Annotated in this window: 20 protein-coding genes and 1 tRNA gene; 7 read left to right on the top strand and 14 right to left on the bottom strand. The window is 63.5% G+C overall.

Going from position 1 to position 21701, the window contains the following annotated elements:
- Nucleotides 1-127: 127 nt before the first annotated feature.
- A tRNA-Val gene (locus AC13EK_RS15715) sits at nucleotides 128-202 on the bottom strand.
- A gap of 143 nt (nucleotides 203-345) precedes the next feature.
- Between AC13EK_RS15715 and AC13EK_RS15710 the strand changes: the two genes are divergently transcribed.
- Entirely contained in the window at nucleotides 346-474 is a 129-nt protein-coding gene (locus AC13EK_RS15710; RefSeq protein ID WP_046989731.1) for an entericidin A/B family lipoprotein, read from the top strand.
- 34 nt (nucleotides 475-508) lie between these two features.
- Here the strand turns inward: AC13EK_RS15710 and AC13EK_RS15705 are convergent, their stop codons facing one another.
- Entirely contained in the window at nucleotides 509-694 is a 186-nt protein-coding gene (locus AC13EK_RS15705) for a hypothetical protein (RefSeq protein WP_069337035.1), read from the bottom strand.
- Nucleotides 695-877: 183 nt separating this feature from the next.
- Between AC13EK_RS15705 and hslV the strand changes: the two genes are divergently transcribed.
- From hslV to AC13EK_RS15685, 4 genes are all read left to right on the top strand, one after another.
- Entirely contained in the window at nucleotides 878-1444 is a 567-nt protein-coding gene (hslV, locus tag AC13EK_RS15700) for an ATP-dependent protease subunit HslV (RefSeq protein WP_004207214.1), read from the top strand.
- 17 nt (nucleotides 1445-1461) lie between these two features.
- Nucleotides 1462-2763 (top strand): ATP-dependent protease ATPase subunit HslU, encoded by a 1302-nt coding sequence (gene hslU, locus AC13EK_RS15695; protein ID WP_069337034.1) that lies wholly within the window; start codon nucleotides 1462-1464, stop codon nucleotides 2761-2763.
- A 111-nt stretch (nucleotides 2764-2874) separates the two neighbouring features.
- A complete protein-coding gene (locus tag AC13EK_RS15690; protein WP_069337033.1) occupies nucleotides 2875-5001 on the top strand; it encodes a S9 family peptidase in 2127 nt (708 codons plus the stop codon).
- A 255-nt stretch (nucleotides 5002-5256) separates the two neighbouring features.
- Nucleotides 5257-5535, top strand: a complete 279-nt coding sequence (locus tag AC13EK_RS15685; RefSeq protein ID WP_327197985.1) for a GIY-YIG nuclease family protein — start codon at nucleotides 5257-5259, stop codon at nucleotides 5533-5535.
- A 30-nt stretch (nucleotides 5536-5565) separates the two neighbouring features.
- Here AC13EK_RS15685 and proS read toward each other — a convergent pair whose 3' ends face one another.
- From proS to phaR, 3 genes are all read right to left on the bottom strand, one after another.
- Nucleotides 5566-7092 carry a proline--tRNA ligase gene (gene proS, locus AC13EK_RS15680; protein WP_069337031.1) on the bottom strand — a complete coding sequence of 509 codons (1527 nt, stop codon included), beginning with the start codon at nucleotides 7090-7092 and terminating at the stop codon, nucleotides 5566-5568.
- Nucleotides 7093-7181: 89 nt separating this feature from the next.
- Nucleotides 7182-7526: a hypothetical protein gene (locus tag AC13EK_RS15675; RefSeq protein ID WP_069337030.1), complete on the bottom strand. Its 345-nt coding sequence runs from the start codon at nucleotides 7524-7526 to the stop codon at nucleotides 7182-7184.
- A gap of 6 nt (nucleotides 7527-7532) precedes the next feature.
- Nucleotides 7533-8111 carry a polyhydroxyalkanoate synthesis repressor PhaR gene (gene phaR / locus AC13EK_RS15670; RefSeq protein WP_017502180.1) on the bottom strand — a complete coding sequence of 193 codons (579 nt, stop codon included), beginning with the start codon at nucleotides 8109-8111 and terminating at the stop codon, nucleotides 7533-7535.
- A gap of 124 nt (nucleotides 8112-8235) precedes the next feature.
- Here phaR and AC13EK_RS15665 point away from each other — a divergent pair, with 124 nt between their 5' ends.
- A complete protein-coding gene (locus tag AC13EK_RS15665; protein ID WP_069337029.1) occupies nucleotides 8236-9210 on the top strand; it encodes an alpha/beta fold hydrolase in 975 nt (324 codons plus the stop codon).
- Between the two features lie 50 nt (nucleotides 9211-9260).
- Nucleotides 9261-10433: an acetyl-CoA C-acetyltransferase gene (locus tag AC13EK_RS15660; protein ID WP_277788557.1), complete on the top strand. Its 1173-nt coding sequence runs from the start codon at nucleotides 9261-9263 to the stop codon at nucleotides 10431-10433.
- A 167-nt stretch (nucleotides 10434-10600) separates the two neighbouring features.
- On the opposite strand, the gene alr is transcribed toward AC13EK_RS15660, so the two are convergent.
- The 9 genes from alr to AC13EK_RS15615 form a co-directional block, all read right to left on the bottom strand.
- Nucleotides 10601-11644: an alanine racemase gene (gene alr, locus AC13EK_RS15655; RefSeq protein WP_069337020.1), complete on the bottom strand. Its 1044-nt coding sequence runs from the start codon at nucleotides 11642-11644 to the stop codon at nucleotides 10601-10603.
- A 27-nt stretch (nucleotides 11645-11671) separates the two neighbouring features.
- A complete protein-coding gene (locus AC13EK_RS15650; protein WP_069337019.1) occupies nucleotides 11672-13261 on the bottom strand; it encodes an MFS transporter in 1590 nt (529 codons plus the stop codon).
- A gap of 135 nt (nucleotides 13262-13396) precedes the next feature.
- Nucleotides 13397-13768: a tRNA-binding protein gene (locus AC13EK_RS15645; RefSeq protein ID WP_069337018.1), complete on the bottom strand. Its 372-nt coding sequence runs from the start codon at nucleotides 13766-13768 to the stop codon at nucleotides 13397-13399.
- Between the two features lie 117 nt (nucleotides 13769-13885).
- Nucleotides 13886-15886 (bottom strand): ATP-binding protein, encoded by a 2001-nt coding sequence (locus tag AC13EK_RS15640; protein ID WP_483022267.1) that lies wholly within the window; start codon nucleotides 15884-15886, stop codon nucleotides 13886-13888.
- A gap of 73 nt (nucleotides 15887-15959) precedes the next feature.
- Nucleotides 15960-16178 carry a hypothetical protein gene (locus tag AC13EK_RS15635; RefSeq protein ID WP_069337016.1) on the bottom strand — a complete coding sequence of 73 codons (219 nt, stop codon included), beginning with the start codon at nucleotides 16176-16178 and terminating at the stop codon, nucleotides 15960-15962.
- Nucleotides 16179-16311: 133 nt separating this feature from the next.
- Nucleotides 16312-17325, bottom strand: a complete 1014-nt coding sequence (bioB, locus tag AC13EK_RS15630; protein WP_004207227.1) for a biotin synthase BioB — start codon at nucleotides 17323-17325, stop codon at nucleotides 16312-16314.
- The gene (scpA, locus tag AC13EK_RS15625; protein WP_483022266.1) at nucleotides 17326-19479 is read right to left on the bottom strand and encodes a methylmalonyl-CoA mutase; all 2154 of its coding nucleotides are present in this window, start codon (nucleotides 19477-19479) and stop codon (nucleotides 17326-17328) included.
- Nucleotides 19480-19591: 112 nt separating this feature from the next.
- The gene (gene mce / locus AC13EK_RS15620) at nucleotides 19592-20032 is read right to left on the bottom strand and encodes a methylmalonyl-CoA epimerase (RefSeq protein WP_004207229.1); all 441 of its coding nucleotides are present in this window, start codon (nucleotides 20030-20032) and stop codon (nucleotides 19592-19594) included.
- 113 nt (nucleotides 20033-20145) lie between these two features.
- Complete coding sequence (locus tag AC13EK_RS15615; protein ID WP_069337014.1) at nucleotides 20146-21678, bottom strand: acyl-CoA carboxylase subunit beta; 1533 nt, start codon at nucleotides 21676-21678, stop codon at nucleotides 20146-20148.
- Nucleotides 21679-21701 lie beyond the last annotated feature (23 nt).

Here is a 21701-nt window from a genome sequence, read left to right as displayed (position 1 = left end):
AAAAATGGCTGTACCGGGATTGTACGAACGATCCGCGCGAAAAGCGGAAAGTTCTCGTACTGTTCTGCTTGGAAATCCCGTTGCCGGTTTTCGGCTGACCATTATCCCTTGGAATATAAAGGGAAAATGGTGGGCGCGACAGGGATTGAACCTGTGACCCCACCCGTGTGAAGGGTGTGCTCTACCGCTGAGCTACGCGCCCCCTGTAAGGAGGAGGCGGCATTTCGCATCCGATGCCGGACCTGTCAAGCGCCGCCTTGCAGCTTTTTGGGAAATTATCTCTGTCCAGCGCGTTTGGCCGCATTATACAGGCCCGACCAACATAGATCAGAAAGTGCATCATCCATGCGTCAGACCGTCGCTCTCGTCCTTGCTTCCATGTTCCTGTCCGCGCTCGCCGCCTGCAACACGGTGCAGGGCGTCGGCCGTGACATCGAATCGGTCGGCACTGCCGGCAAGGAAGTCATTCACTGATAACGGGGACGGGGCGGCATCCTGCCGCCCTGCATCACTGCAGGATGCGCGGAAAGGACGACTTCTTGCGCAGGCGCACACCGTCGCAATCCGGCTCGCCGCATTCGCACGCCTCGATCGCATAGCGCACGCCACACATTACCAGAACATCCTGGTCGAACGAATAGTTGGCAATACCCGCGCGCTCGACCTTTTCTTGTGCTCTGGCCTTGAGAGTCATGAGTAGCTTCCCTCCATTTGGGACGACCGACAATGATTGCTGCGTTGCACAATGTCAATTCATCGACATTGGTTCCTTAACCGACAGTCAGAAATCGTCCCGCAAATCGCACGTTTCGGCGGCGGCCTCGTGTTTCTACATAGACGCTTGCAGCGCTTGATTGCCGCTCCCATATGCGCGGTCATGAATGACCATAACCGCTCGTCCATGCCGGTCTGGCATGGCACCACCATCATGTCGGTCCGCAAGAATGGAAAGGTCGTCGTTGCCGGCGACGGCCAGGTGTCCATGGGCCAGACCGTGATGAAGCCCAATGCGCGCAAGGTACGCCGCCTGCATGACGGCAGCGTCATCGGCGGCTTTGCCGGCGCCACCGCCGACGCCTTCACCCTGTTCGAGCGGCTAGAAGCCAAGCTGGAACGCCATAATGGCCAATTGATGCGCGCGGCCGTCGAACTCGCCAAGGACTGGCGCACCGACAAATATCTCCGCAACCTGGAAGCGATGATGATCGTCGCCGACAAGGACGTCACGCTGATCCTGACCGGCAACGGCGACGTTCTGGAGCCGCTCGGCGGCGTGGCCGCGATCGGTTCGGGCGGCAATTATGCCCTCGCCGCCGCCCGCGCGCTGGTGGAATATGAGGAAGATGCCGAAACCCTGGCCCGCAAGGCGATGGGTGTCGCGGCGGATATCTGCGTCTACACCAACGACCAGCTCACCATCGAAACGCTCGACAGCGCAGCCTGAGATCCCAAGAAAAGACCATGAACGACAATCTGACCCCCAAAGCCATCGTCGCCGCGCTCGACGCGCATATCATCGGCCAGCATGATGCCAAGCGCGCCGTCGCCGTCGCGCTGCGCAACCGCTGGCGCCGCCAGCACCTGCCCGCCGATTTGCGCGACGAGGTGACGCCCAAGAATATCCTGATGATCGGGCCGACTGGCTGCGGCAAGACCGAGATCAGCCGCCGCTTGGCGAAGCTGGCCGACGCCCCCTTCGTCAAGGTCGAGGCGACCAAGTTCACCGAGGTCGGCTATGTCGGTCGCGACGTGGAGCAGATCGTTCGCGATCTGGTCGAGGAAGCGGTGCGGCTGGAGAAGGACCGCCGCCGCGAAGCCGTGCGCGAAGCCGCGTCGGAGGCCGCCATGGCCCGCCTGCTCGATGCGCTGACCGGCAAGGATGCGAGCGAAGCCACCCGCCTCTCCTTCCGCCAGAAGATCGAGGGCAACCAGATGAACGATGTCGAGGTGGAGGTGGAAGTCGCCGATGCCCCGTCGATGCCGATGGAAATCCCCGGCATGGGCGGCCAAGTCGGCATGATCAACCTCAGCGACATGATGTCCAAGGCGTTCGGTCAGCAGCAGAAGAAGCGCCGCAAGATGCGTGTCGCCGACGCCTGGGACAAGCTAGTCGAGGAAGAGCAGGACAAGCGCCTCGATCAGGATGATGTCGCCCGCGTCGCCATCAGCAGCGCCGAGCAGAATGGCATCGTCTTCCTCGACGAGATCGACAAGATCGCCGTCAGCGACGTGCGCGGCGGATCGGTCAGCCGTGAAGGCGTGCAGCGCGACCTGCTGCCGCTGATCGAGGGGACGACCGTCTCGACCAAATATGGCCCCTTGAAGACCGACCATATCCTCTTCATCGCCTCGGGCGCCTTCCATGTGGCCAAGCCCAGCGACCTGTTGCCCGAGCTTCAGGGCCGCCTGCCGATCCGCGTGGAGCTGAAGGCGCTGACCGAGGAGGATTTCGTCGCGATCCTGTCCGACACCAAGGCCAGCCTTGTTGCGCAATATCGCGCGCTGCTGGCGACCGAGGAAGTGACGATCGACCTGACGCCCGAAGGCATCCGCGCCGTCGCCAAGATCGCCGCCGAGGTGAATAGCGAGGTCGAGAATATCGGCGCCCGCCGCCTGCAGACCGTCATGGAAAAGCTGCTGGAGGATGTCAGCTTCGAGGCGGAGGACCGCCGCGGCGAGACGCTGGTGATCGATCAGGCCTATGTCGACAAGCAATTGTCGGCGGTCGCCCATGACACCGACCTCAGCAAATATGTGCTGTAACTTAGCACATAGCTTCAGTCCGGGCCTGCCGTTTCTTATGGCAGGCCCGGATCATCTTCCCCCTGCCCGCCATCATGTCAGCCTCCGCCATGCGATTCGCAGGGAGGGAATATGATCCGCACTTCGGCCTGGCTCATGGCGAGCCTCAGCATTGCCGCACTGTCCACCACCGCCGAGGCGCAGACCGCCCCCAAACCACCGGTCGCGGCAAAGAAGCCGCATGAGGTGAAGGCGCCCTTCGGCGCGACGCGGCAGGACCCCTATTATTGGCTGCGCGACGACAGCCGCAAGAACCCCGAGATGCTCGCCTATCTGGCGGCCGAAAATGCCTATGCCGACGCGCTGCTGGCGCCGACCAAGCCGTTGCAGGACAAGCTCTACGCCGAAATCACGGGCCGCATCAAACAGGACGACAGCAGCGTCCCCTATCGCAAGAAGGGATACTGGTATTACAGCCGCTTCGAGACCGGCGGCGACTATCCGATCGTTGCCCGACGCAAGGGCAGCATGGACGCGCCCGAGCAAATATTGCTCGACGAACCCAAGATGGGCGCGGGCAAGGGCTATTTCGCGATCGGTGGCAAGGAAGTCAGCCCCGATGACAAATTGCTCGCCTATGCCGAGGATCTGGTCGGCCGCCGCCAATATGTGATCCGGGTCAAAACGATCGCGGATGGCAAGCTGCTGGCCGATGAAATCCCCAACGCCGAACCCGATTTCGCCTGGGCCGATGACAGCAAGACGATCTTCTATGTGGAGAAGGATCCGACCACCCTGCTCGGCAAGCGGGTGAAGGCGCATGTGCTGGGCACGCCCGTCAGCGCCGATCGACTGGTCTATGAGGAGAAGGACGACAGCTTCTACATGGGCCTCAAGAAGACGACGTCGGACAAGTTCATCTGCATCGTCCTGCAATCGACCGTCAGCAATGAGGAGCGCTGCGCGCCTTCTGCCAATCCGGCAAGCTTCACGCCGCTCGCCCCGCGCGAACGCGACTTCCTCTACAGCAGCGACAATGTGGGCGGCCAATGGACGATCCGCACCAACTGGCAGGCCCCCAATTACCGGCTGATGACCATATCGGACGCCGATGCCGCCAAGGGGCGCGCCGCCTGGACGGATATCGTGCCGACCAGCACCAGCGTCTTCATCGAGAATTTTCAGCCCTTCGACAGCTTCCTCGCGATCGAGGAACGGTCGGGCGGCAACAAGCGCCTGCGCCTGCTGACCAAGGGCGGCAAGAGCAGCTTCGTGGAGGCGGACGAACCCGCCTATGCCATGGCGCTCAACGTCAATGCCGAAAGCGGCACGCCCTGGGTCCGCTACACCTATGACAGCTTGCGCACGCCGCAGACCACCTATGAGGTCAATGTCGATACCGGCGAACGCAAGATACTGAAGGTCCAGGAAGTAAAAGGCTATGATCCCGCCAAATATGTGACCGAACGGATCTGGGCGACCGCGCGCGACGGCACGAAGGTGCCGGTCTCGCTCATCTACGCCAAGGGCTTCCAGAAGAATGGCTCGGCCCCGCTCTACCAATATGCCTATGGCAGCTATGGCTATTCGACCGACCCGGCTTTTTCGCCCCTGCTCCCCAGCCTGCTCGATCGCGGCGTCGTCTATGCCATCGCCCATATTCGCGGCGGCCAGGAAATGGGCCGCCAATGGTATGATGACGGCCATCTCAAGAACAAGATGAACAGCTTCACCGACTTCATCGACGTGACGCGCGCGCTGGTGGATCAGGGCTATGCGAAGAAGGGCCGGGTCGCCGCGATGGGCGGCAGCGCTGGCGGTCTGCTGATGGGCGCGGTCGCGAACATGGCGCCGCAGGATTATAAGGTCATCATCGCACAGGTGCCGTTCGTCGATGTCGTCACGACCATGCTCGATCCGACCATTCCGCTCACCACCGGCGAATATGACGAATGGGGCAATCCGGAGCAAAAGCAATGGTATGATGTGATACTCGTCTATTCGCCCTACGATCATGTCGAGGCGAAGGCCTATCCCAGCCTGTTCGTCGGCACCGGCCTATGGGACAGCCAGGTCCAATATTATGAGCCGACCAAATGGGTCGCCAAGCTGCGCGCGACCAAGACCGACAGCAACCCGCTGGTCTTCCGCATCAACATGGAAGTCGGCAATGGCGGCAAGTCAGGCCGCTTCCGCCGCTATCGCGACCAGGCCGAATATAGCGCCTTCGCGCTGGAGCAATTGGGGGTGGTGAATTGACCGCCCTGCCCTCGGCTGACCGCCGTCCTGTTTCGGACCTGCCCGAAATTCATGGGGCAGGCCTATATGCGTTTTACCTGATTGATACCGAGCAACTTGCGCCTATCGAAACTGGTGAGAATGGGCTCGTCTATATCGGAATGACGCAGGATGACCTGCATGTGCGCAACCATCTCCTTCACCAGAGCAGTGGCTTCTCGACCCTACGCCGCAGTTTCGGTGCGTTGCTGAAAACCAGACTCAACCTCGTCGCAATTGCGCGGGGGCGAGGTTCGTCTGAAAGCAATTTTCGTAACTATTGCTTCCCCCCCCGACGGCGAGCAGCGTCTTTCCCAATGGATGGCAGACCATCTGCTGGCGGTGCAATGGACCGCTGATCGGGATGCGGCCAAGGCGATGGAAACCATGCTCATCCAGCGCCACTGTCCGCCGCTCAACTTGATGGAGAACCCTGCCAATCGCTGGCGCCGGCATGTCATGGACCGACGCGCCTTGTGCGCCGCAGAAGCAAAGGCGGGCTATCGCGCAGCGTGAGGGAGGGCGCGCCCTCCCTCACCACCAAAGTCAGTAGCTACGGCCCACCAGCACGCGCTCAACCGCCGTGCCGCCGGTGAAGATGCAGGCGCCATCCGCCGCTTCGGCATCGGTCGGCACGTTGCGCAGGGTGAGCTTCTCGCCCTTCAGCCACTGCACGACCTTCTCCAGTTCCGCGCCGGTCGGCTTGGCCCACTGGACCAGCGCCCAGCCGGGGTTCTTGCTGGCTTTGAAATAGGCCTTGAGCGCGTCGAGATCGGTGATCGACTTGTCGATATTGCCGTCCAGACGCGCCTTGGCATCAGCGAACAGCGACGCCTGGATATCTTCCAGCATCGCGGTTGCGCCGGCGACGAAATCGCCCTTGGCGACGATCTGGCTGTCGAGCTTGCCATCCTCGCGATAGAGGCGATCGCGGCGGATGACCGAGACATTGCCGCCGGCAACGTCGCGGCCGCCCACTTCGATCACGATCGGCGCGCCCTTCTTGACCCAGCCCCAGCGCTTGGTCGCGGCCTTGGACGGACGCTTGTCGAGCAGCGCGCGGACCGGCTCGCGGAATACGTCCAGACCGTTCAGCTGGTTCACCAGGTCGGTGCAATAATCGACGATCGCGGCGTCTTCCTCGGTATCGCGCAGCATCGGCACGACCACGACCTGATAGGGCGCGACGCGCGGCGGCACGCGCAGGCCGTCATCATCGCCATGCACCATGATCAGGCCGCCGATCATGCGGGTCGACATACCCCAACTGGTGGTCTGGGCCAGTTCCTGCTGCCCTTCGGCATTCTGGAACTTGATATTCTGCGCCTGGCTGAAGGTCGTGCCCAGGAAATGCGAGGTGCCGGCCTGCAGCGCCTTGCCGTCCTGCATCATCGCCTCGATCGAATAGGTCGCGACGGCGCCGGGGAAACGCTCATTCTCCGGCTTCTCGCCCGCGACCACCGGCAGGCCGACACATTCTTCGGCGAAGCTGCGATAGACTTCGAGCATCTTCATCGTCTCTTCCATCGCTTCATCGACGGTCGAGTGCGCAGTATGCCCTTCCTGCCACAGGAATTCGCTGGTGCGCAGGAACATGCGGGTGCGCATTTCCCAACGGACGACGTTCGCCCACTGGTTGATCAGCACCGGCAGGTCGCGCCAGCTCTGAACCCAGCGGCTGAAGGCGGCCCCGATCACGGTTTCCGACGTCGGGCGCACGACCAGCGGCTCTTCCAACTTCGCTTCGGGATCGGGCACCATCTTGCCGTCCTTCTGGATCAGGCGATGATGGGTGACGACCGCCATTTCCTTGGCGAAGCCGTCGACATGCTCGGCCTCCTTCTCGAAATAGGAAAGCGGGATGAACAGCGGGAAATAGCAATTTTCATGGCCGGTCTGCTTGATGCGCGCATCAAGCAGGGTCTGGATCCGTTCCCAGATGCCATAGCCCCAGGGACGGATCACCATGCAGCCGCGCACGCCGCTTTCCTCGGCCATGTCGGCTTCGGTGATGACGGCCTGATACCAGGCAGCGAAATCCTGTTCGCGGGTAACGTTAAGGGCGTGTTTCACGGGGTCTGTCGCCTGTCTAAAAGTGGATGGCGCGCCATAGGCCAGACCCGCCATCCCTGTCGACCCCCAAGCATCGCGCCGGACGGCGTTCAGTTGGCGTCGGCGCCCAGTCGCTCCAGCCAGGCCTTGGCCTGCTTGGGTTCGCCCACCGCATCAGCCGCCGGCTTGCCCCGCGCGGCCAGAAAGGCGGGATGGAGATCGAACGGTTCCAGCCCCAGCGTGTCGCGCATCGCATCAATCTCTTGCGCCAGTTCGTCCAACTGCGCGAGCACCGGCGCGGTCTTCGCGCGGGCGCTGCGATCCTGTTGATGGTCGAACAGGCCCCAGCGCCCGCCAGCGGTCACGCGCAGCGCCGCAATCAGCGCCGCGCGATATTCCTCTTCCAGCTCCGCCCGGCGGATATCCAGGCGCTCCAGTCTATCCGCCTTGGCCATGGTGGATCAGCTCAGCTTGTCGATCTTCGCATTGAGCGCAGCCAGTTGCGCCTTCAGGACGGCGATCTCGTCATCCTTGCTTTCTTCGGTCGCGGCTGGGGTCGGGCTGGGCGTGGCGCCCGGCATGCCCGGAACCCCATTGCCGAACGCGCTCGCCGCGGCCTCGAACATCTGCATGTTGCGCTTGGCGATCTCGGCCAGCGGGCCGCCACCAAAGGCGCCCTTCATGGCTTCCTGGAACTGCTGCTGGTTCTTGCGGAAGGCGTCCATCGACGCTTCGAGATATTGCGGCACCATCGACTGCATGGAATCGCCATACATGGCGATCAGCTGGCGCAGGAAGTTGACCGGCAGCATGTTCTTGCCACGCTGTTCTTCTTCCATGATGATCTGGGTCAGGACATTATGGGTGATGTCCTCGCCGGTCTTCGCGTCGACGACGACGAACTCGCGCCCCTCGCGGGTCATCTGCGACAAAAGGTCCAGCGTGATATAACTTGAAGTTTCGGTGTTATAGAGCCGCCTGTTAGCGTACTTCTTGATAACCACCGGTTCGGATTCATTAGCAGCCTTCGATTTGGCCATGCCTGTCTCTCCCTCACCTGCTCATCCCGCATTAGCACAGGGCGATGCCGCGCCGCAACATGGCCCGCGTCCTTTACCCCTTTTTCTCAACATTTTATGGCGCGAAACGGAGCATGATCCTGATTTGCGTCGCCGCGCCTTCATCGGCCTGCGTCGCTATCAGGAGGCGCAGCGTCCGTCCCCACCACCACCATGCCCCATCGCCGCAACGGCGGGCAATGCCCGGCTGCTGCGGTATCAGGCTGATTTGGCACCGGAAAGCGATCGGGCGCCGGTCGTCTTCATCCCCTCCCTGATCAACCCGCCACAGGTGCTGGACCTGTCGGAAAGCCGCTCCATGCTGCGCCACATGGCCGCAGCGGGCCATGACGCCTATCTGGTCGATTGGGGCGCGCCGACGGCCGCCGACCGCAGCCTCGGCCTCGACGGCCATGTCACCGACCGGCTCATACCGATGCTCGCTGCATTGCGGTGCCCGCCGATCCTGGTCGGCTATTGCCTGGGCGGCACGATCGCCATTGCAGCCGCAGCATTGCACCGGGTCGCAGCCCTGGCGACGATCGCTTCGCCCTGGGACTTTGCCGGCTTCCCGTCCGCCGACCTTGCCGAGATCGCCGCCCTGTGGCGCGGTGCGAAGCCGGTGTGCGACCGGCTCGGCTATGTGCCAATGGAGGCGCTGCAATCGGGCTTCTGGGCGCTCGATCCGCAGCGGACCGTGCAGAAATATGCAGCCTTCGCCGACATGGCAGCCGGCTCCGACGAGGAGCGCGCCTTTCTCGCGGTCGAGGACTGGGCCAATGAGGGCGCCCCGCTCACCTATGCCGCCGGGCAGCAATTGTTCGAGATGCTCTATGCGGCAAATGCGAGCGGGCGAAACGAATGGCACATCGACGGGACCGTCATAGACCCGGCCTCGCTCCCCTGCCCCAGCTTGTCGATCGCTTCCGCAACCGATCGAATCGTGCCCGCGACGGCCGCCCCATCCCTTACGGAAAGCCGGATATTGAACCTTGGCCATGTCGGCATGATATTGAGCCAGCGGGCACCCGACATGCTGTGGCATCCGCTGTCCCTTTGGCTTTCCCGCCATGGCGGATGATGTTATGTGCGCCTGCGAAAACAACATTACCACTAGTGAGGATCGAGCCTTTGTCAGACATCGTCATTACCGCCGCCAAGCGTACCGCCGTGGGCAGTTTCATGGGGGCCTTCGGCACGACTCCGGCACATGAACTGGGCCGCCAGGCCATCCTCGCCGCGCTGGCACAGGCCACCGTCGCGCCCGAAGAAGTGGACGAAGTGATCCTGGGCCAGATCCTCACCGCCGGCCAGGGCCAGAACCCTGCCCGTCAGGCGGCCGTCAACGCCGGCATCCCGGTCGAGCGCACCGCCATCGGCCTCAACCAGCTGTGCGGATCGGGCCTGCGCGCCGTCGCGCTCGCGGCACAGGCGATCAAGGCCGGCGACGCCCGCATCATGGTCGCGGGCGGCCAGGAAAGCATGTCGCTTGCCCCCCACGCCCAGATGCTGCGCGGCGGCACCAAGATGGGTCCGGTCAGCTTTGTCGACACGATGATCCATGACGGCCTGACCGACGCGTTCCAGGGCTATCATATGGGCATTACCGCCGAGAACCTGGCCGAGAAATATCAGATCAGCCGCGAGGCGCAGGACGAGTTCGCCGTCGCCAGCCAGAATAAGGCGGAAGCCGCGCGCGCGTCGGGCCGCTTCGCCGATGAAATCCTGCCCGTGACGATCAAGGGCCGCAAGGGCGACACCATCGTCGACCAGGACGAATATATCCGCGCCGGCGCCACGATCGAAGCGCTGCAGGGCCTGCGCCCCGCCTTCAAGAAGGACGGCACCGTGACCGCCGGCAATGCCAGCGGCATCAATGACGGCGCCGCCGCGCTGGTGGTGATGAGCGCTGACGAAGCCGCCAAGCGCGGCGCCACCATCCTGGGCCGCATCGCCAGCTTCGCGACCTGCGGCGTCGATCCGTCGATCATGGGCATCGGCCCGGCCCCGGCCAGCCGCAAGGCGCTGGAAAAGGCCGGCTGGTCTGTCGCCGACCTCGACCTCATCGAAGCGAACGAAGCCTTTGCCGCGCAGGCGCTGGCTGTCGGTCAGGAACTGGGTTGGGATCCGGCCAAGGTCAACGTCAATGGCGGCGCGATCGCGATCGGCCACCCGGTCGGCGCATCGGGCGCGCGCGTGCTGACCACTTTGCTCTATGAAATGGCCAAGCGCGACGCGAAGAAGGGTCTTGCCACCCTGTGCGTCGGCGGCGGCATGGGCGTGTCGATGTGCATCGAGCGCTGAGCGCCATCCATTAGATAGTGAAGGGGCGCCGGTCTTGCGATCGGCGCCCTTTTTGCTGTTAGAGCCCGTACTAGCCCGCTCCCCCGCCCAACCACCCGACAGGATGACACTGGATCGGGCGGTTGGGCGGGGGAGCGGGCCGGAACCGGTTTTTCTAAAACAGACTCTCAGGCCCAGATGCGGTCGAACCGGTTGCCCAGGCCCGTCAGCAGCTCATATTGCGACAGGCCGGACGCCTGTGATGCCTGCGGCAGATCATAGTTGATCGTCAGCCAGTCGCCCTCCGCGACATCCGGGCGCGCGCCGACATCCACCGCCAGCAAGTCCATCGACACCCGGCCCAGCACCGGCAGGCGGATGCCATCGACCAGCGCCGCGCCGCGCCCCGAAAAGCCGCGCAGATAGCCGTCGGCATAGCCGATGTTGAGGATCGCGATCTCCAGATCGCGCTCGGCCCGATGGGTCGCATTATAACCGATCGTGTCGCCGGCGATCACCGCGCGACGCTGCAATATCTGGGCCTGTGGCTGCACGACCGGGCGGAGATGCGGCGCCGCATCGGGATGCGGCACCCCGCCATAAAGCGCGATGCCCGGCCGGGTCAGGTCGAAACCATAGTCCGCGCCCATGCAGATGCCTGCGCTGTTGGCGAGACTGTAGCGCTGCGCGGGCACTGCGGCCCGGATATCCCGGAAGCGGGCCAGTTGGGTCGGGTTGAGGTCGCTGTCCTCGTCCGCAGACGCCAGATGGCTGAGCAGCGTCACGATCTCCAGCCCCTCGACCAGTTCGCCGAGGTCGGCGCGCCAGTCGAGGCCCAGCCGGTTCATGCCGGTATCGATCATCAGGTCGCAAGCGCCGCCGCCTGCCGCCTTCCAGCGCGCCACCTGCCCCGGCGTGCAGAGCACCGGCCGCGCCCGCGAGGTCAGCGCCTGCGCCATATCCTCGTCGCGCACGCCGTGCAGGACGGCGAAGTTCACACCGTCCATCTGCGCTTCGAGCGCTGCCGCTTCGCCCCAGTTGGAGACGAAGAAATCGCGGCAACCCACGCCCTTCAGCCGCTGCATGACGCCGGCCGCACCCAGCCCATAGCCATCGGCCTTGATCGCCGCGCCACAGGCCGGGGCGCCGCCCTGCCGCGCCAGCCAGCGCCAGTTGGAAAGCAGCGCATCGCCATCGAGGCGCAGGCGGAGCGGAGCGATATAGCCAGTCATTGCCCGCAGCCGATAGCGCGCCGGGGCTCAGGCGTCGAGGGGGCGCCCTTTCGTTTCCGGCAAGGCGACGAGGCAGGTGACCAGCGCCAGCGCTACCACCGCGATCGTGTACCACAGCCCGGCATAGGGATCGCCGGTCCGCGCGACGATATATTGGCTGACCAGCGGCAGAAAGCCGCCGAAATAGCCGGTGCCGATATGATAGGGGATGGAGAGCGAACTATAGCGAATGCGCGCCGGGAAATATTCCGACAGAAGCGCCGCGACCGGGCCATAGGTCGCACCCGACAGGGTCCAGAGCAACAGCAACGCGGCGAACAGCATCAGCGCACGCGGCCAGTCGGGGCGGACGACACCGAAATCATAGCCCTGCGCCGTCAGCGCGGCATCGATCCCGTCACGGCTGAGGTCCGCCACGGCCACGCCGCCGATGCTGGCCGCCGGGGCCGCACCGCTGCGCTTGTCATAGGGGATGCCGCGCTTGGAAAAATGATCGAGCAGCTTGCCGCAGGCGGTCGGCTGCACCTTGGCGAAGGGATCGAACCGGCAATCGGGACCGCTCACCACCACCGGCGCCCGTGCAGCCGCCTGCGTCAGCGCCGGGTTCGCGGTCGCGCCAATGAACTGGTAGAGCGGCATGACCAGCAGCAGCACCAGTGCATAGCCGATGACGATCGGCTTCTTGCGCCCGATCCGGTCCGACAGCCAGCCGAAGAAGATGAAGCTCGCCATGCCGGCAAAGGCGCTGCCGCCGACCAGCAACTGGGCGATGCCCGGCGCGACATGCAGGCCGCTTTGCAGGAAATAGAGCGCCTGGAACATCACCGTATAGGCGATGACGGTGAAACCCGCGGCGATGCCGATCATCGCCACCAGCATCCGCTTCCTGTTGCCTGGTGCGGTAAAGGCTTCCTTCAAGGGGTTCTTCGCCTGTTGCCCCGCTTTCTTCATCGCGGTGAAGACCGGGCTTTCGCGCAGCATCAGCCGCATCCACAGCGAAATGGCGAGCAGCGCCAGCGAGAAGATGAAGGGAATGCGCCAGCCCCAGGCGTCCCAGACCTCCATGCCGACGATCCACTGGGTGCCGACCACGACGATCAGCGACAGGATGAAGCCGCCGATCACCCCGGCCTGGATGAAGCTGGTGTAGAAGCCGCGCTTTCCGGCGGGCGCATGTTCGGCGACATAGATGGCCGCGCCGCCATATTCGCCGCCCAGCGCCAGCCCCTGCGCGATGCGGAGCAGGATCAGGATGACCGGCGCGGCGACGCCGATGCTGGCCGCCGACGGGGTCAACCCGACACCCGCCGTCGCCAGCCCCATCAGGACGATGGTGGCAAGGAACGTATACTTGCGCCCCAGCCGATCGCCCAGATAGCCGAACAGCATCGCACCGAGCGGCCGGAAGCCGAAGCCGATCGCGAAGCCGGCGAGCGAATAGAGAAGTTCGACGGTCGGATTGTCGGTCGGAAAGAAGGTGCGGCCGATGATCGGTGCCAGCACGCCATAGATGTAGAAATCATACCATTCGAACACCGTGCCGAGTGCCGAAGCGGTGATGACCAACCGGTCCCGCTTCGCATCCATCACATAGTCGCCCCCGACCGCCTGCGTCATCCCGCTCCCCTTAACTTCCCACTTTTCCCGTATATTTTGACATCTTCATGCGCCAACGGGAAAGGAAATTTCCAACAGCACGCGCATAGCCGCCATGCCGACTGCCTAACATGGCTCGGCCCTTGTAGGACAGGTTCAGAACAGGCGCGAACCATTCGACACGGGCTTGTCGGGCGCGAACAGCATGACGGCGCCAGCTTCGTCGGCGAAGCCGAGGGTCAGCACTTCCGACATGAACTTGCCGATCTGGCGCGGCGGGAAATTGACTACGGCGGCGACCTGGCGGCCGGGCAGGCCTTCCAGCGCGTGGTTTTCGGTGATCTGGGCGCTCGATTTCTTCTGGCCGATCGTCGGGCCGAAATCGATCAGCAGCTTGTAGGCGGGCTTGCGCGCCTCGGGATAGGGTTCGGCCGAGATGATCGTCCCGACGCGGATATCCACTTTCAGGAAATCGTCGAAGCCGATCGGGTCGGCGGCGGGGGCGCTAGGGTCGTGGGTCAGGTGCATGGCACCATCAAACCATTCCCGTCATTCCAGCGAAAGCTGGAATCCCACTTTTCTTACAACGCCATCGTAAAAAGAAGTGAGATCCGGCTATCGCTGGGATGACGGTTGAAGCGCGCCTTATTCCAGTTCCAGGATCACCGCATCGACCGGCAGGCTCTCGCCCTGTGCCGCCGACACACTCTTGACCGTGCCCGCCTTGCCGGCGCGCAGGATATTTTCCATCTTCATCGCCTCGATCATGGCGAGCGGCTGGCCGATTTCGACCTTGTCGCCCTGCTTGACGTTCAGCGCGACCAGCAGGCCGGGCATCGGGCAGATCAGATATTTCGACAGATCGGGCGGGATCTTCTCGATCATGTGCGCGGCATAGGGCGCGGCATGGGCAGGCAGGATACGCAGCTTGTGGCTGGCGCCATGGGCGGTCAGCACGAAGCCCGACCGCATCGGCGCGATCCGCACCGCCAGCTGCTCTTCGCCGAATTCCGCTTCGATCAGCCGATCGCCGGGCGTATATTCCAGCGCCATGTCGAGGCTCTCGCCATCGACCGTCACCTCGTCGCCGTCGATCACGACGTCATGAACCGCGTCCCCGATCTTCACCTGCCAGCCGGTTGGGGGGCTAAGGCGCTTGCCAAGCTGCCCGTCGATCCGCCGCGCACGGTCGGCCTGTGCCATGGCGGCGAAGGCGCCGATCGCCGACAGGCGCTGGAGCAATTCCGGCGAAGCCGGCGCACCAGTGAAGCCCTCGGGATATTCCTCGGCGATGAAACCGGTGGTGATGTTGCCGGAGCGGAAGCGGTCATGCTGCATCAGGGCGGAGACGAAATCGATATTATTACCCGGCCCCTCGATCTCGAACTTGTCGAGCGCCTCGATCTGCTTGTCGATGGCTTCCAGACGCGTGGGCGCCCAGGTGATCAGCTTGGCGATCATCGGATCGTAGAAGATCGACACCTCGCCGCCTTCCTGCACGCCGTCATCCACGCGGATCAGTGCGCCGCTCTCATCCGTGCCGGTTTCGGGCGGGTTGTAGCGGATCAGGCGACCGGTCGACGGCAGGAAGCCGCGATAGGGGTCTTCGGCATAGACGCGGTTCTCGATCGACCAGCCGTTGATCTTCACGTCCGCCTGACCGAAGGACAGCTTTTCGCCATTGGCGACGCGGATCATCTGCTCGACCAGATCGACGCCGGTGATTTCCTCGGTGACGGGATGCTCGACCTGCAAACGGGTGTTCATTTCCAAGAAGTAGAAGCCGTCGCCGGTCTTGTCCTCGCCGCTGACGATCAGTTCGACCGTGCCGGCGCTGAAATAGCCGACCGCGCGGGCCAGGGCGACGCACTGCTCGCCCATCTTCTTGCGCATTTCGGGGCTGACGAAGGGCGACGGCGCTTCCTCTACCACCTTCTGGTGGCGGCGCTGGATCGAGCATTCGCGCTCGTTCAAATAGACGATATTGCCATGCTGGTCGCCCAGCACCTGGATTTCGATATGGCGCGGGCTTTCGATGAACTTCTCGATGAAGACGCGGTCGTCGCCGAAGCTGTTGAGACCTTCGCGCTTGGTCGCTTCAAAGCCTTCGCGGACATCCTGTTCGGAGTAGGCCAGGCGCATGCCCTTGCCGCCGCCGCCGGCCGAGGCCTTCATCATCACCGGATAGCCAATCTCATTGGAGATCTTCACCGCATGTTCGGTGTCGTCGATCACGCCGACAAAACCGGGGACGACATTGACGCCCGCTTCCATGGCGAGCTTCTTGGATTCGATCTTGTCGCCCATGGCGGCGATGGCGTTGGCGGGCGGGCCGACGAAGACGATGCCCTCGGCGTCGAGCGCCTTGCGGAAGCTCTCGCGCTCGGAGAGGAAGCCATAGCCCGGATGGACAGCGTCCGCGCCGGTCGCCTTGCACGCCTCGATGATCTTGTCGGCCAGCAGATAGGACTGGGCGGCGGGCGGCGGGCCGATATGGACGGCTTCATCGGCCATCAGCACATGCGGCGCGCGCGCGTCGGCATCGGAATAGACCGCGACGGTCTTGATGCCCATCTTCTTGGCCGTGCGCATGACACGACACGCAATTTCGCCACGGTTCGCGATCAGGATCTTGGTGATTGCCATTATATTTCCTGTCCCAGTCCTTGTTCAGTTTCGTTCGCCCCGCTCTTTCAAGCGAGGCTCAATCCCATTCCGCTTATCGACCTCTCCAGATCGATTTCAGGAAAATGCCCTGCCCGATCATCAGCATCACACCGAAAATCGCCGCGGCCTCTCCAAAAGGCATCTTCCCACCCGTCGGACACGGATCAGCGTCCGAGCATTCCATCATCGACCAGCCGAATAGCAGCAGGAGAACGGGAACGAGCAAAAGGCTCGTCCACACCGTCACCCATATCTGCCGGCGGCGTGTCATTCCTTCCATTCAAACACCAAACCCACCTTAGTCATGCCGGACTTGATCCGGCATCCCGCTTTCTTCCCCCGCGACGGCAGAGAAGAAGCGGGACCCCGGCTCAAGGCCGGGGTGACGAGGGTGGGCGCGATTTTCACTCCGCAGCCTCCAGCTCAACCTTCACTTCGGCCTGCATCGGCACGACGCCGAGCTTGGCGAAGAGCGCCGCATCGGCATTGTCGCCGGCATTGGCGGTGGTCAGCAGCTTGTCGCCGGTGAAGATGCTGTTCGCGCCGGCCATGAAGCAGAGCGCCTGGCAGCTATCCGACATGCTCTCGCGACCCGCGGACAGGCGCACCATGGATTCCGGCATCACGATCCGCGCAACCGCGACGGTGCGCACGAACTCGATCTCGTCGATCTTGGCGAGCGGGGTGTCGGCCAGCATATTGCCCAGCACCGTGCCCTTGACCGGAACCAGCGCGTTGATCGGCACGCTCTGCGGATGGACCGGCAGCACGGCCAGCGCATGGAGGAATCCGACACGATCCTCGCGCGCCTCGCCCATGCCGACGATGCCGCCCGAGCAGACATTGATGCCCGAATTGCGGACATTTTCCAGCGTCACCAGACGATCGTCGAAGGTCCGGGTGGTGATGACCTTCTCATAATGTTCGGGCGAGGTGTCGATATTATGGTTGTAATAATCGAGGCCTGCTTCGGCGAGCATATCGGCCTGGCTTTCGCTCAGCATGCCCAACGTCATGCAGGTTTCCATGCCCATCTGGCGCACGCCCTTCACCATCTCGACGATGGCGGGCATGTCGCGATCCTTGGGGTTGCGCCAGGCCGCGCCCATGCAGAAGCGCGAAGACCCTGCGTCCTTCGCCTGCGCTGCCGCCTGCATCACCGCCTGCACGCTCATCAGCTTTTCGGCCTTCAGGCCGCTTTCCGCCGAGGCCGACTGGTTGCAGTAGCCGCAATCCTCCGGGCAGCCGCCGGTCTTGATCGACAACAGGGTCGACAGTTGCACCTCGTTGCGCGGGAAATTGGCGCGGTGGATCGACTGCGCTTCGAACATCAGGTCGCCAAAGGGCAGGTCGAACAGCGCGGCGATTTCCTCCCGCGTCCAGTCGTTGCGGGCGGTCAGGGTGCAGGGGGTATTCATTTACGCAGCTTCCTCTAGCCCCGCCGGGGGCATGTTGTGGCCGAGCAGGCGCAGCACATCGGCGGCGCACTCCACGACATTGGAACCCGGCCCATAAATGCCCTGAACCCCTGCGTCACGAAGATAGTCATAATCCTGCGGCGGGATGACCCCGCCGGCGATCACCTTGATGTCGCTACGGCCGTGGTCGCGCAGCCGGTTGATCAGTTCCGGGATCAGCGTCTTGTGCCCGGCGGCGAGCGACGAGGCGCCGACCACATCGACACCGCTGTCGAGCGCCAGCACCACCGTTTCCTCCGGCGTCTGGAACAGCGGGCCGGACACGACATCGAAGCCCATGTCGCCAAAGGCCGACGCGATGATGTTGGCGCCCCGGTCGTGCCCGTCCTGCCCCATCTTGGCGACGAGGAGTTTGGGCTTGCGGCCGAGGCGCCGTTCGACGGCCTGCACCCCGTCGAGAACCTGTTTCCAGCGGCTGTCATCCTTGTAGGGCGCGCCATAGACGCCCTTCACCGGCGTCGGCTGGGTGCCATAGCGGTTGAAGCTGTCTTCCATGGCGGCGGAGATTTCGCCGAGCGTGGCGCGCGCACGGGCGCACTCGACGGCATGGGCGAGCAGATTGGTCTCGATCGACTGCGGCGCGGCGGCTGCATCGCGCAGCGCCTGCAACGCAGCCTGGCAGGCATCCTCGTCGCGCTGCGCCTTCACCCGGTTGATGCGGGCAATCTGGGCTTCGCGAACCTTGGTGTTGTCGACTTCGAGGGTTTCGAGCAGGTCTTCGTTCGCCAGGCGATATTTGTTGACGCCGACGATGACGTCCTCGCCCCGGTCGACGCGCGCCTGACGGGCGGCGGCGGCGGTTTCGATCATCGCCTTGGGCCAGCCCGCGCCCACGGCCTTGGCCATGCCGCCTTCGGCTTCCACGCGGTCGATGATTTCCTGCGCGGCGTCGACCAGCTGCTGGGTCAGCGCCTCGATATAATAGCTGCCGCCCAGCGGATCGACGACATTGCACATGCCGGTCTCTTCCTGGATCACGATCTGCGTGTTGCGCGCGATGCGGGCCGAAAAATCGGTCGGCAGCGCGATCGCTTCGTCGAGCGCATTGGTGTGGAGCGACTGGGTGCCGCCCAGCATCGCCGCCATCGCCTCGATCGTGGTGCGCATGACGTTGTTATACGGGTCTTGCTCGGTGAGGCTGACGCCCGACGTCTGGCAATGGGTGCGCAACATCTTCGAGCGCTCGTCCTGCGCGCCCAGCTTCGTCATGACCCGGTGCCACAGCACGCGTGCGGCGCGCAGCTTGGCGATCTCCATGAAGAAGTTCATGCCGATGGCGAAGAAGAAGCTGAGGCGCCCGGCAAACTTGTCTATGTCGAGGCCGCTCGCCACGCCATAGCGCACATATTCCGCCCCATCCGCGATGGTGAAGGCCAGTTCCTGCACCTGCGTCGCGCCGGCTTCCTGCATATGATAGCCGGAAATGGAGATGCTGTTGAATTTGGGCATCTCGCGCGACGTATAGCCGAAAATGTCGCTGATGATCCGCATCGAGGGTTCGGGCGGGTAGATATAGGTGTTGCGGACCATGAACTCCTTGAGGATGTCGTTCTGGATGGTCCCGTCGAGCAGCTTGCGCTCGACCCCCTGCTCCTCGCCCGCGACGATGAAGAAGGCGAGGATCGGGATCACCGCGCCGTTCATGGTCATCGACACGCTCATCTTGTCGAGCGGAATACCGTCGAACAGGATCTTCATGTCCTCGATCGTGTCGATCGCCACGCCGGCCTTGCCGACATCGCCGACGACGCGGGGATGATCGCTGTCATAGCCGCGATGGGTGGCGAGGTCGAAGGCGACCGAGAGACCCTTCTGGCCGGCAGCCAGATTGCGCCGATAGAAGGCGTTGGATTCCTCGGCGGTCGAGAAGCCCGCATATTGGCGGATGGTCCAGGGACGGCCCGCATACATGGACGCCCGCACGCCGCGGGTGAAGGGGGCAAAGCCGGGCAGGCCCGGATCGACGGTCACATCCTCGGCGGTGTAGACCGGTTTCACCGTGATACCTTCCGGGGTATCCCAGTTCAAATCCTTGCCCTTCACTTCCTTGGCGGCAGCGGCGGCCCATGCGTCCAGCGTCGGCTTCTCGGTCATGCGTGTCCTATCCTACCCGTTCGTCACCCCGGCCTTGAGCCGGGGTCCCGCTATCTTCATCCCGCTTGCTGAAAAGAAGCGGGATGCCGGATCAAGTCCGGCATGACGTAATTCAATGCGCGCCGTCCTTCGGCGTCTCCATGATCTCGGTCAGCACCCCGTTCATATCCTTGGGGTGGACGAAGAAGATCGGCGTGCCATGGGCGCCGATGCGCGGCTCACCCAGCACCTTCTTCCCCAGCCCCTCGAACCAGGCCTTGGCTTCCATGATGTCGGGCACTTCATAGCACATATGATGCTGCCCGCCGGCCGGGTTCTTGGCGATGAAGCCGTGGATCGGGCTGTTCTCGCCCAGCGGCTCGATCAGCTCGATCTGCGTGCCGGCGGTGCCGCCCTCGCCCGGCGTGTCGACAAAGCACACCTTCACCCCCTGCGCGGGCAGGTCGAACGGTTCATGCGTCAGCGTCGCGCCCATGATGTCGCGATAATAAGCGAGCGAAGCCTCCAGCGAAGGCGTCGCGATGCCGATATGGTTGAGACGGCCGAGTTTCATCACATCATTCCCAATGTCGTCATTCCCGCGAAAGCGGGAATCCATCTCCCGACCCATCCCCAAGAAGCGATGTGGGGGATGGATCCCCGCTTTCGCGGGGATGACGTCGTTATTTAGAGCGGAATATTGTCGTGCTTCTTCCACGGGTTATCCAGCGCCTTGTTGCGCAGCTTGCGCAGGCCCAGCGCAATCCGCTTCCGGGTCGAATGCGGCTGGATCACCTCGTCGATGAAGCCCTTGCTCGCCGCCACGAAGGGGTTGGCGAAGCGGTCTTCATATTCCTGGGTCTTCTCGGCAATCTCTTCGGGCGTCTTGCCGCGGAAGATGATCTCGACCGCGCCCTTGGCACCCATCACCGCGATCTCGGCGGTCGGCCAGGCATAGTTGAGGTCGCCGCGCAGATGCTTGGAGCTCATCACGTCATAGGCGCCGCCATAGGCCTTGCGGGTGATGACGGTGATCTTCGGCACGGTCGCCTCGGCATAAGCGAAGAGCAGCTTGGCACCATGCTTGATGATGCCCGAATGCTCCTGCGCGGTGCCCGGCAGGAAGCCCGGCACGTCGACGAAGGTGACGATCGGGATATCGAACGCATCGCAGAAGCGCACGAAGCGGCCGGCCTTCTTGGACGAGTTGATGTCGAGCACGCCGGCCAGCACCATCGGCTGGTTGGCGATGATGCCCACCGTCTTGCCCTCGATCCGGCCGAAACCGCACAGGATATTGCCCGCATGCGCCGGCTGCACCTCGAAGAAGTCGCCCTCGTCCACCACCTTGCGGATCAGTTCGTGCATGTCATAGGGCTGGTTGGCATTGGCCGGGATCAGCGTGTCGAGGCTGTCCTCCAGCCGGTCCCACGGGTCGGCGCTCGGCCGCTCGGGCACCGGCTCCTTGTTGGACGCGGGCAGGAAGTCGACGAAATCGCGCACCGCCAGCAGCGCTTCGATGTCGTTCTCGAACGCCACGTCCGCCACGCCCGACTTGGTCGTGTGGGTGATCGCGCCGCCCAGCTCCTCCTGCGTCACCACCTCGTTGGTGACGGTCTTGACCACGTCAGGCCCGGTCACGAACATGAAGCTGCTGTCCTTCACCATGAAGATGAAGTCGGTCATCGCTGGCGAATAGACCGCGCCGCCCGCGCACGGCCCCATGATGACGCTGATCTGCGGCACCACGCCCGACGCCAGCACATTGCGCTGGAAAATTTCGGCATAGCCGGCGAGCGAGGCGACACCCTCCTGGATGCGCGCGCCGCCGCTGTCGTTGAGGCCAATCACCGGCGCCCCGACCTTCATCGCGATATCCATGATCTTGCAGATCTTCATCGCGTGCCGTTCCGACACCGCACCGCCATAGACGGTGAAGTCCTGGCTGAAGACATAGACGAGCCGGCCGTTGATCGTGCCCGATCCGGTCACGACGCCGTCGCCGGGAATATGCTGCTCGTCCATGCCGAAATCGATGCAGTTATGCTCGACATACATGTCCAGCTCTTCAAAGCTGTCCTCGTCCAGCAGCACTTCGATCCGCTCCCGCGCGGTCAGCTTGCCCTTGCCATGCTGCGCGTCGATGCGGCGCTGGCCGCCGCCCATGCGGGCGCCCTCGCGCTTGGCTTCCAGCTGTTCGATGATGGCGAGCTTCGACATGAAAGGCTTCTCTCCAAATTCGC

This window comes from Sphingobium sp. L-44, assembly GCF_056859495.1.
This window is presented reverse-complemented; position numbering and strand designations above follow the sequence as displayed.

What these genes read in the sequence shown, in the direction of transcription:
- hslU (WP_069337034.1), top strand. Translation starts at nt 1,462, where the DNA reads ATGAACGACAATCTGACCCCCAAAGCCATCGTCGCCGCGCTCGACGCG.
- AC13EK_RS15645 (WP_069337018.1), bottom strand. Translation starts at nt 13,768, where the DNA reads ATGCACCTGACCCACGACCCTAGCGCCCCCGCCGCCGACCCGATCGGC.
- scpA (WP_483022266.1), bottom strand. Translation starts at nt 19,479, where the DNA reads ATGACCGAGAAGCCGACGCTGGACGCATGGGCCGCCGCTGCCGCCAAG.
- hslV (WP_004207214.1), top strand. Translation starts at nt 878, where the DNA reads ATGAATGACCATAACCGCTCGTCCATGCCGGTCTGGCATGGCACCACC.
- AC13EK_RS15635 (WP_069337016.1), bottom strand. Translation starts at nt 16,178, where the DNA reads ATGACACGCCGCCGGCAGATATGGGTGACGGTGTGGACGAGCCTTTTG.
- phaR (WP_017502180.1), bottom strand. Translation starts at nt 8,111, where the DNA reads ATGGCCAAATCGAAGGCTGCTAATGAATCCGAACCGGTGGTTATCAAG.
- AC13EK_RS15650 (WP_069337019.1), bottom strand. Translation starts at nt 13,261, where the DNA reads ATGACGCAGGCGGTCGGGGGCGACTATGTGATGGATGCGAAGCGGGAC.
- AC13EK_RS15640 (WP_483022267.1), bottom strand. Translation starts at nt 15,886, where the DNA reads ATGGCAATCACCAAGATCCTGATCGCGAACCGTGGCGAAATTGCGTGT.
- mce (WP_004207229.1), bottom strand. Translation starts at nt 20,032, where the DNA reads ATGAAACTCGGCCGTCTCAACCATATCGGCATCGCGACGCCTTCGCTG.
- AC13EK_RS15710 (WP_046989731.1), top strand. Translation starts at nt 346, where the DNA reads ATGCGTCAGACCGTCGCTCTCGTCCTTGCTTCCATGTTCCTGTCCGCG.
- bioB (WP_004207227.1), bottom strand. Translation starts at nt 17,325, where the DNA reads ATGAATACCCCCTGCACCCTGACCGCCCGCAACGACTGGACGCGGGAG.
- AC13EK_RS15615 (WP_069337014.1), bottom strand. Translation starts at nt 21,678, where the DNA reads ATGTCGAAGCTCGCCATCATCGAACAGCTGGAAGCCAAGCGCGAGGGC.
- AC13EK_RS15705 (WP_069337035.1), bottom strand. Translation starts at nt 694, where the DNA reads ATGACTCTCAAGGCCAGAGCACAAGAAAAGGTCGAGCGCGCGGGTATT.
- AC13EK_RS15690 (WP_069337033.1), top strand. Translation starts at nt 2,875, where the DNA reads ATGATCCGCACTTCGGCCTGGCTCATGGCGAGCCTCAGCATTGCCGCA.
- alr (WP_069337020.1), bottom strand. Translation starts at nt 11,644, where the DNA reads ATGACTGGCTATATCGCTCCGCTCCGCCTGCGCCTCGATGGCGATGCG.
- AC13EK_RS15675 (WP_069337030.1), bottom strand. Translation starts at nt 7,526, where the DNA reads ATGGCCAAGGCGGATAGACTGGAGCGCCTGGATATCCGCCGGGCGGAG.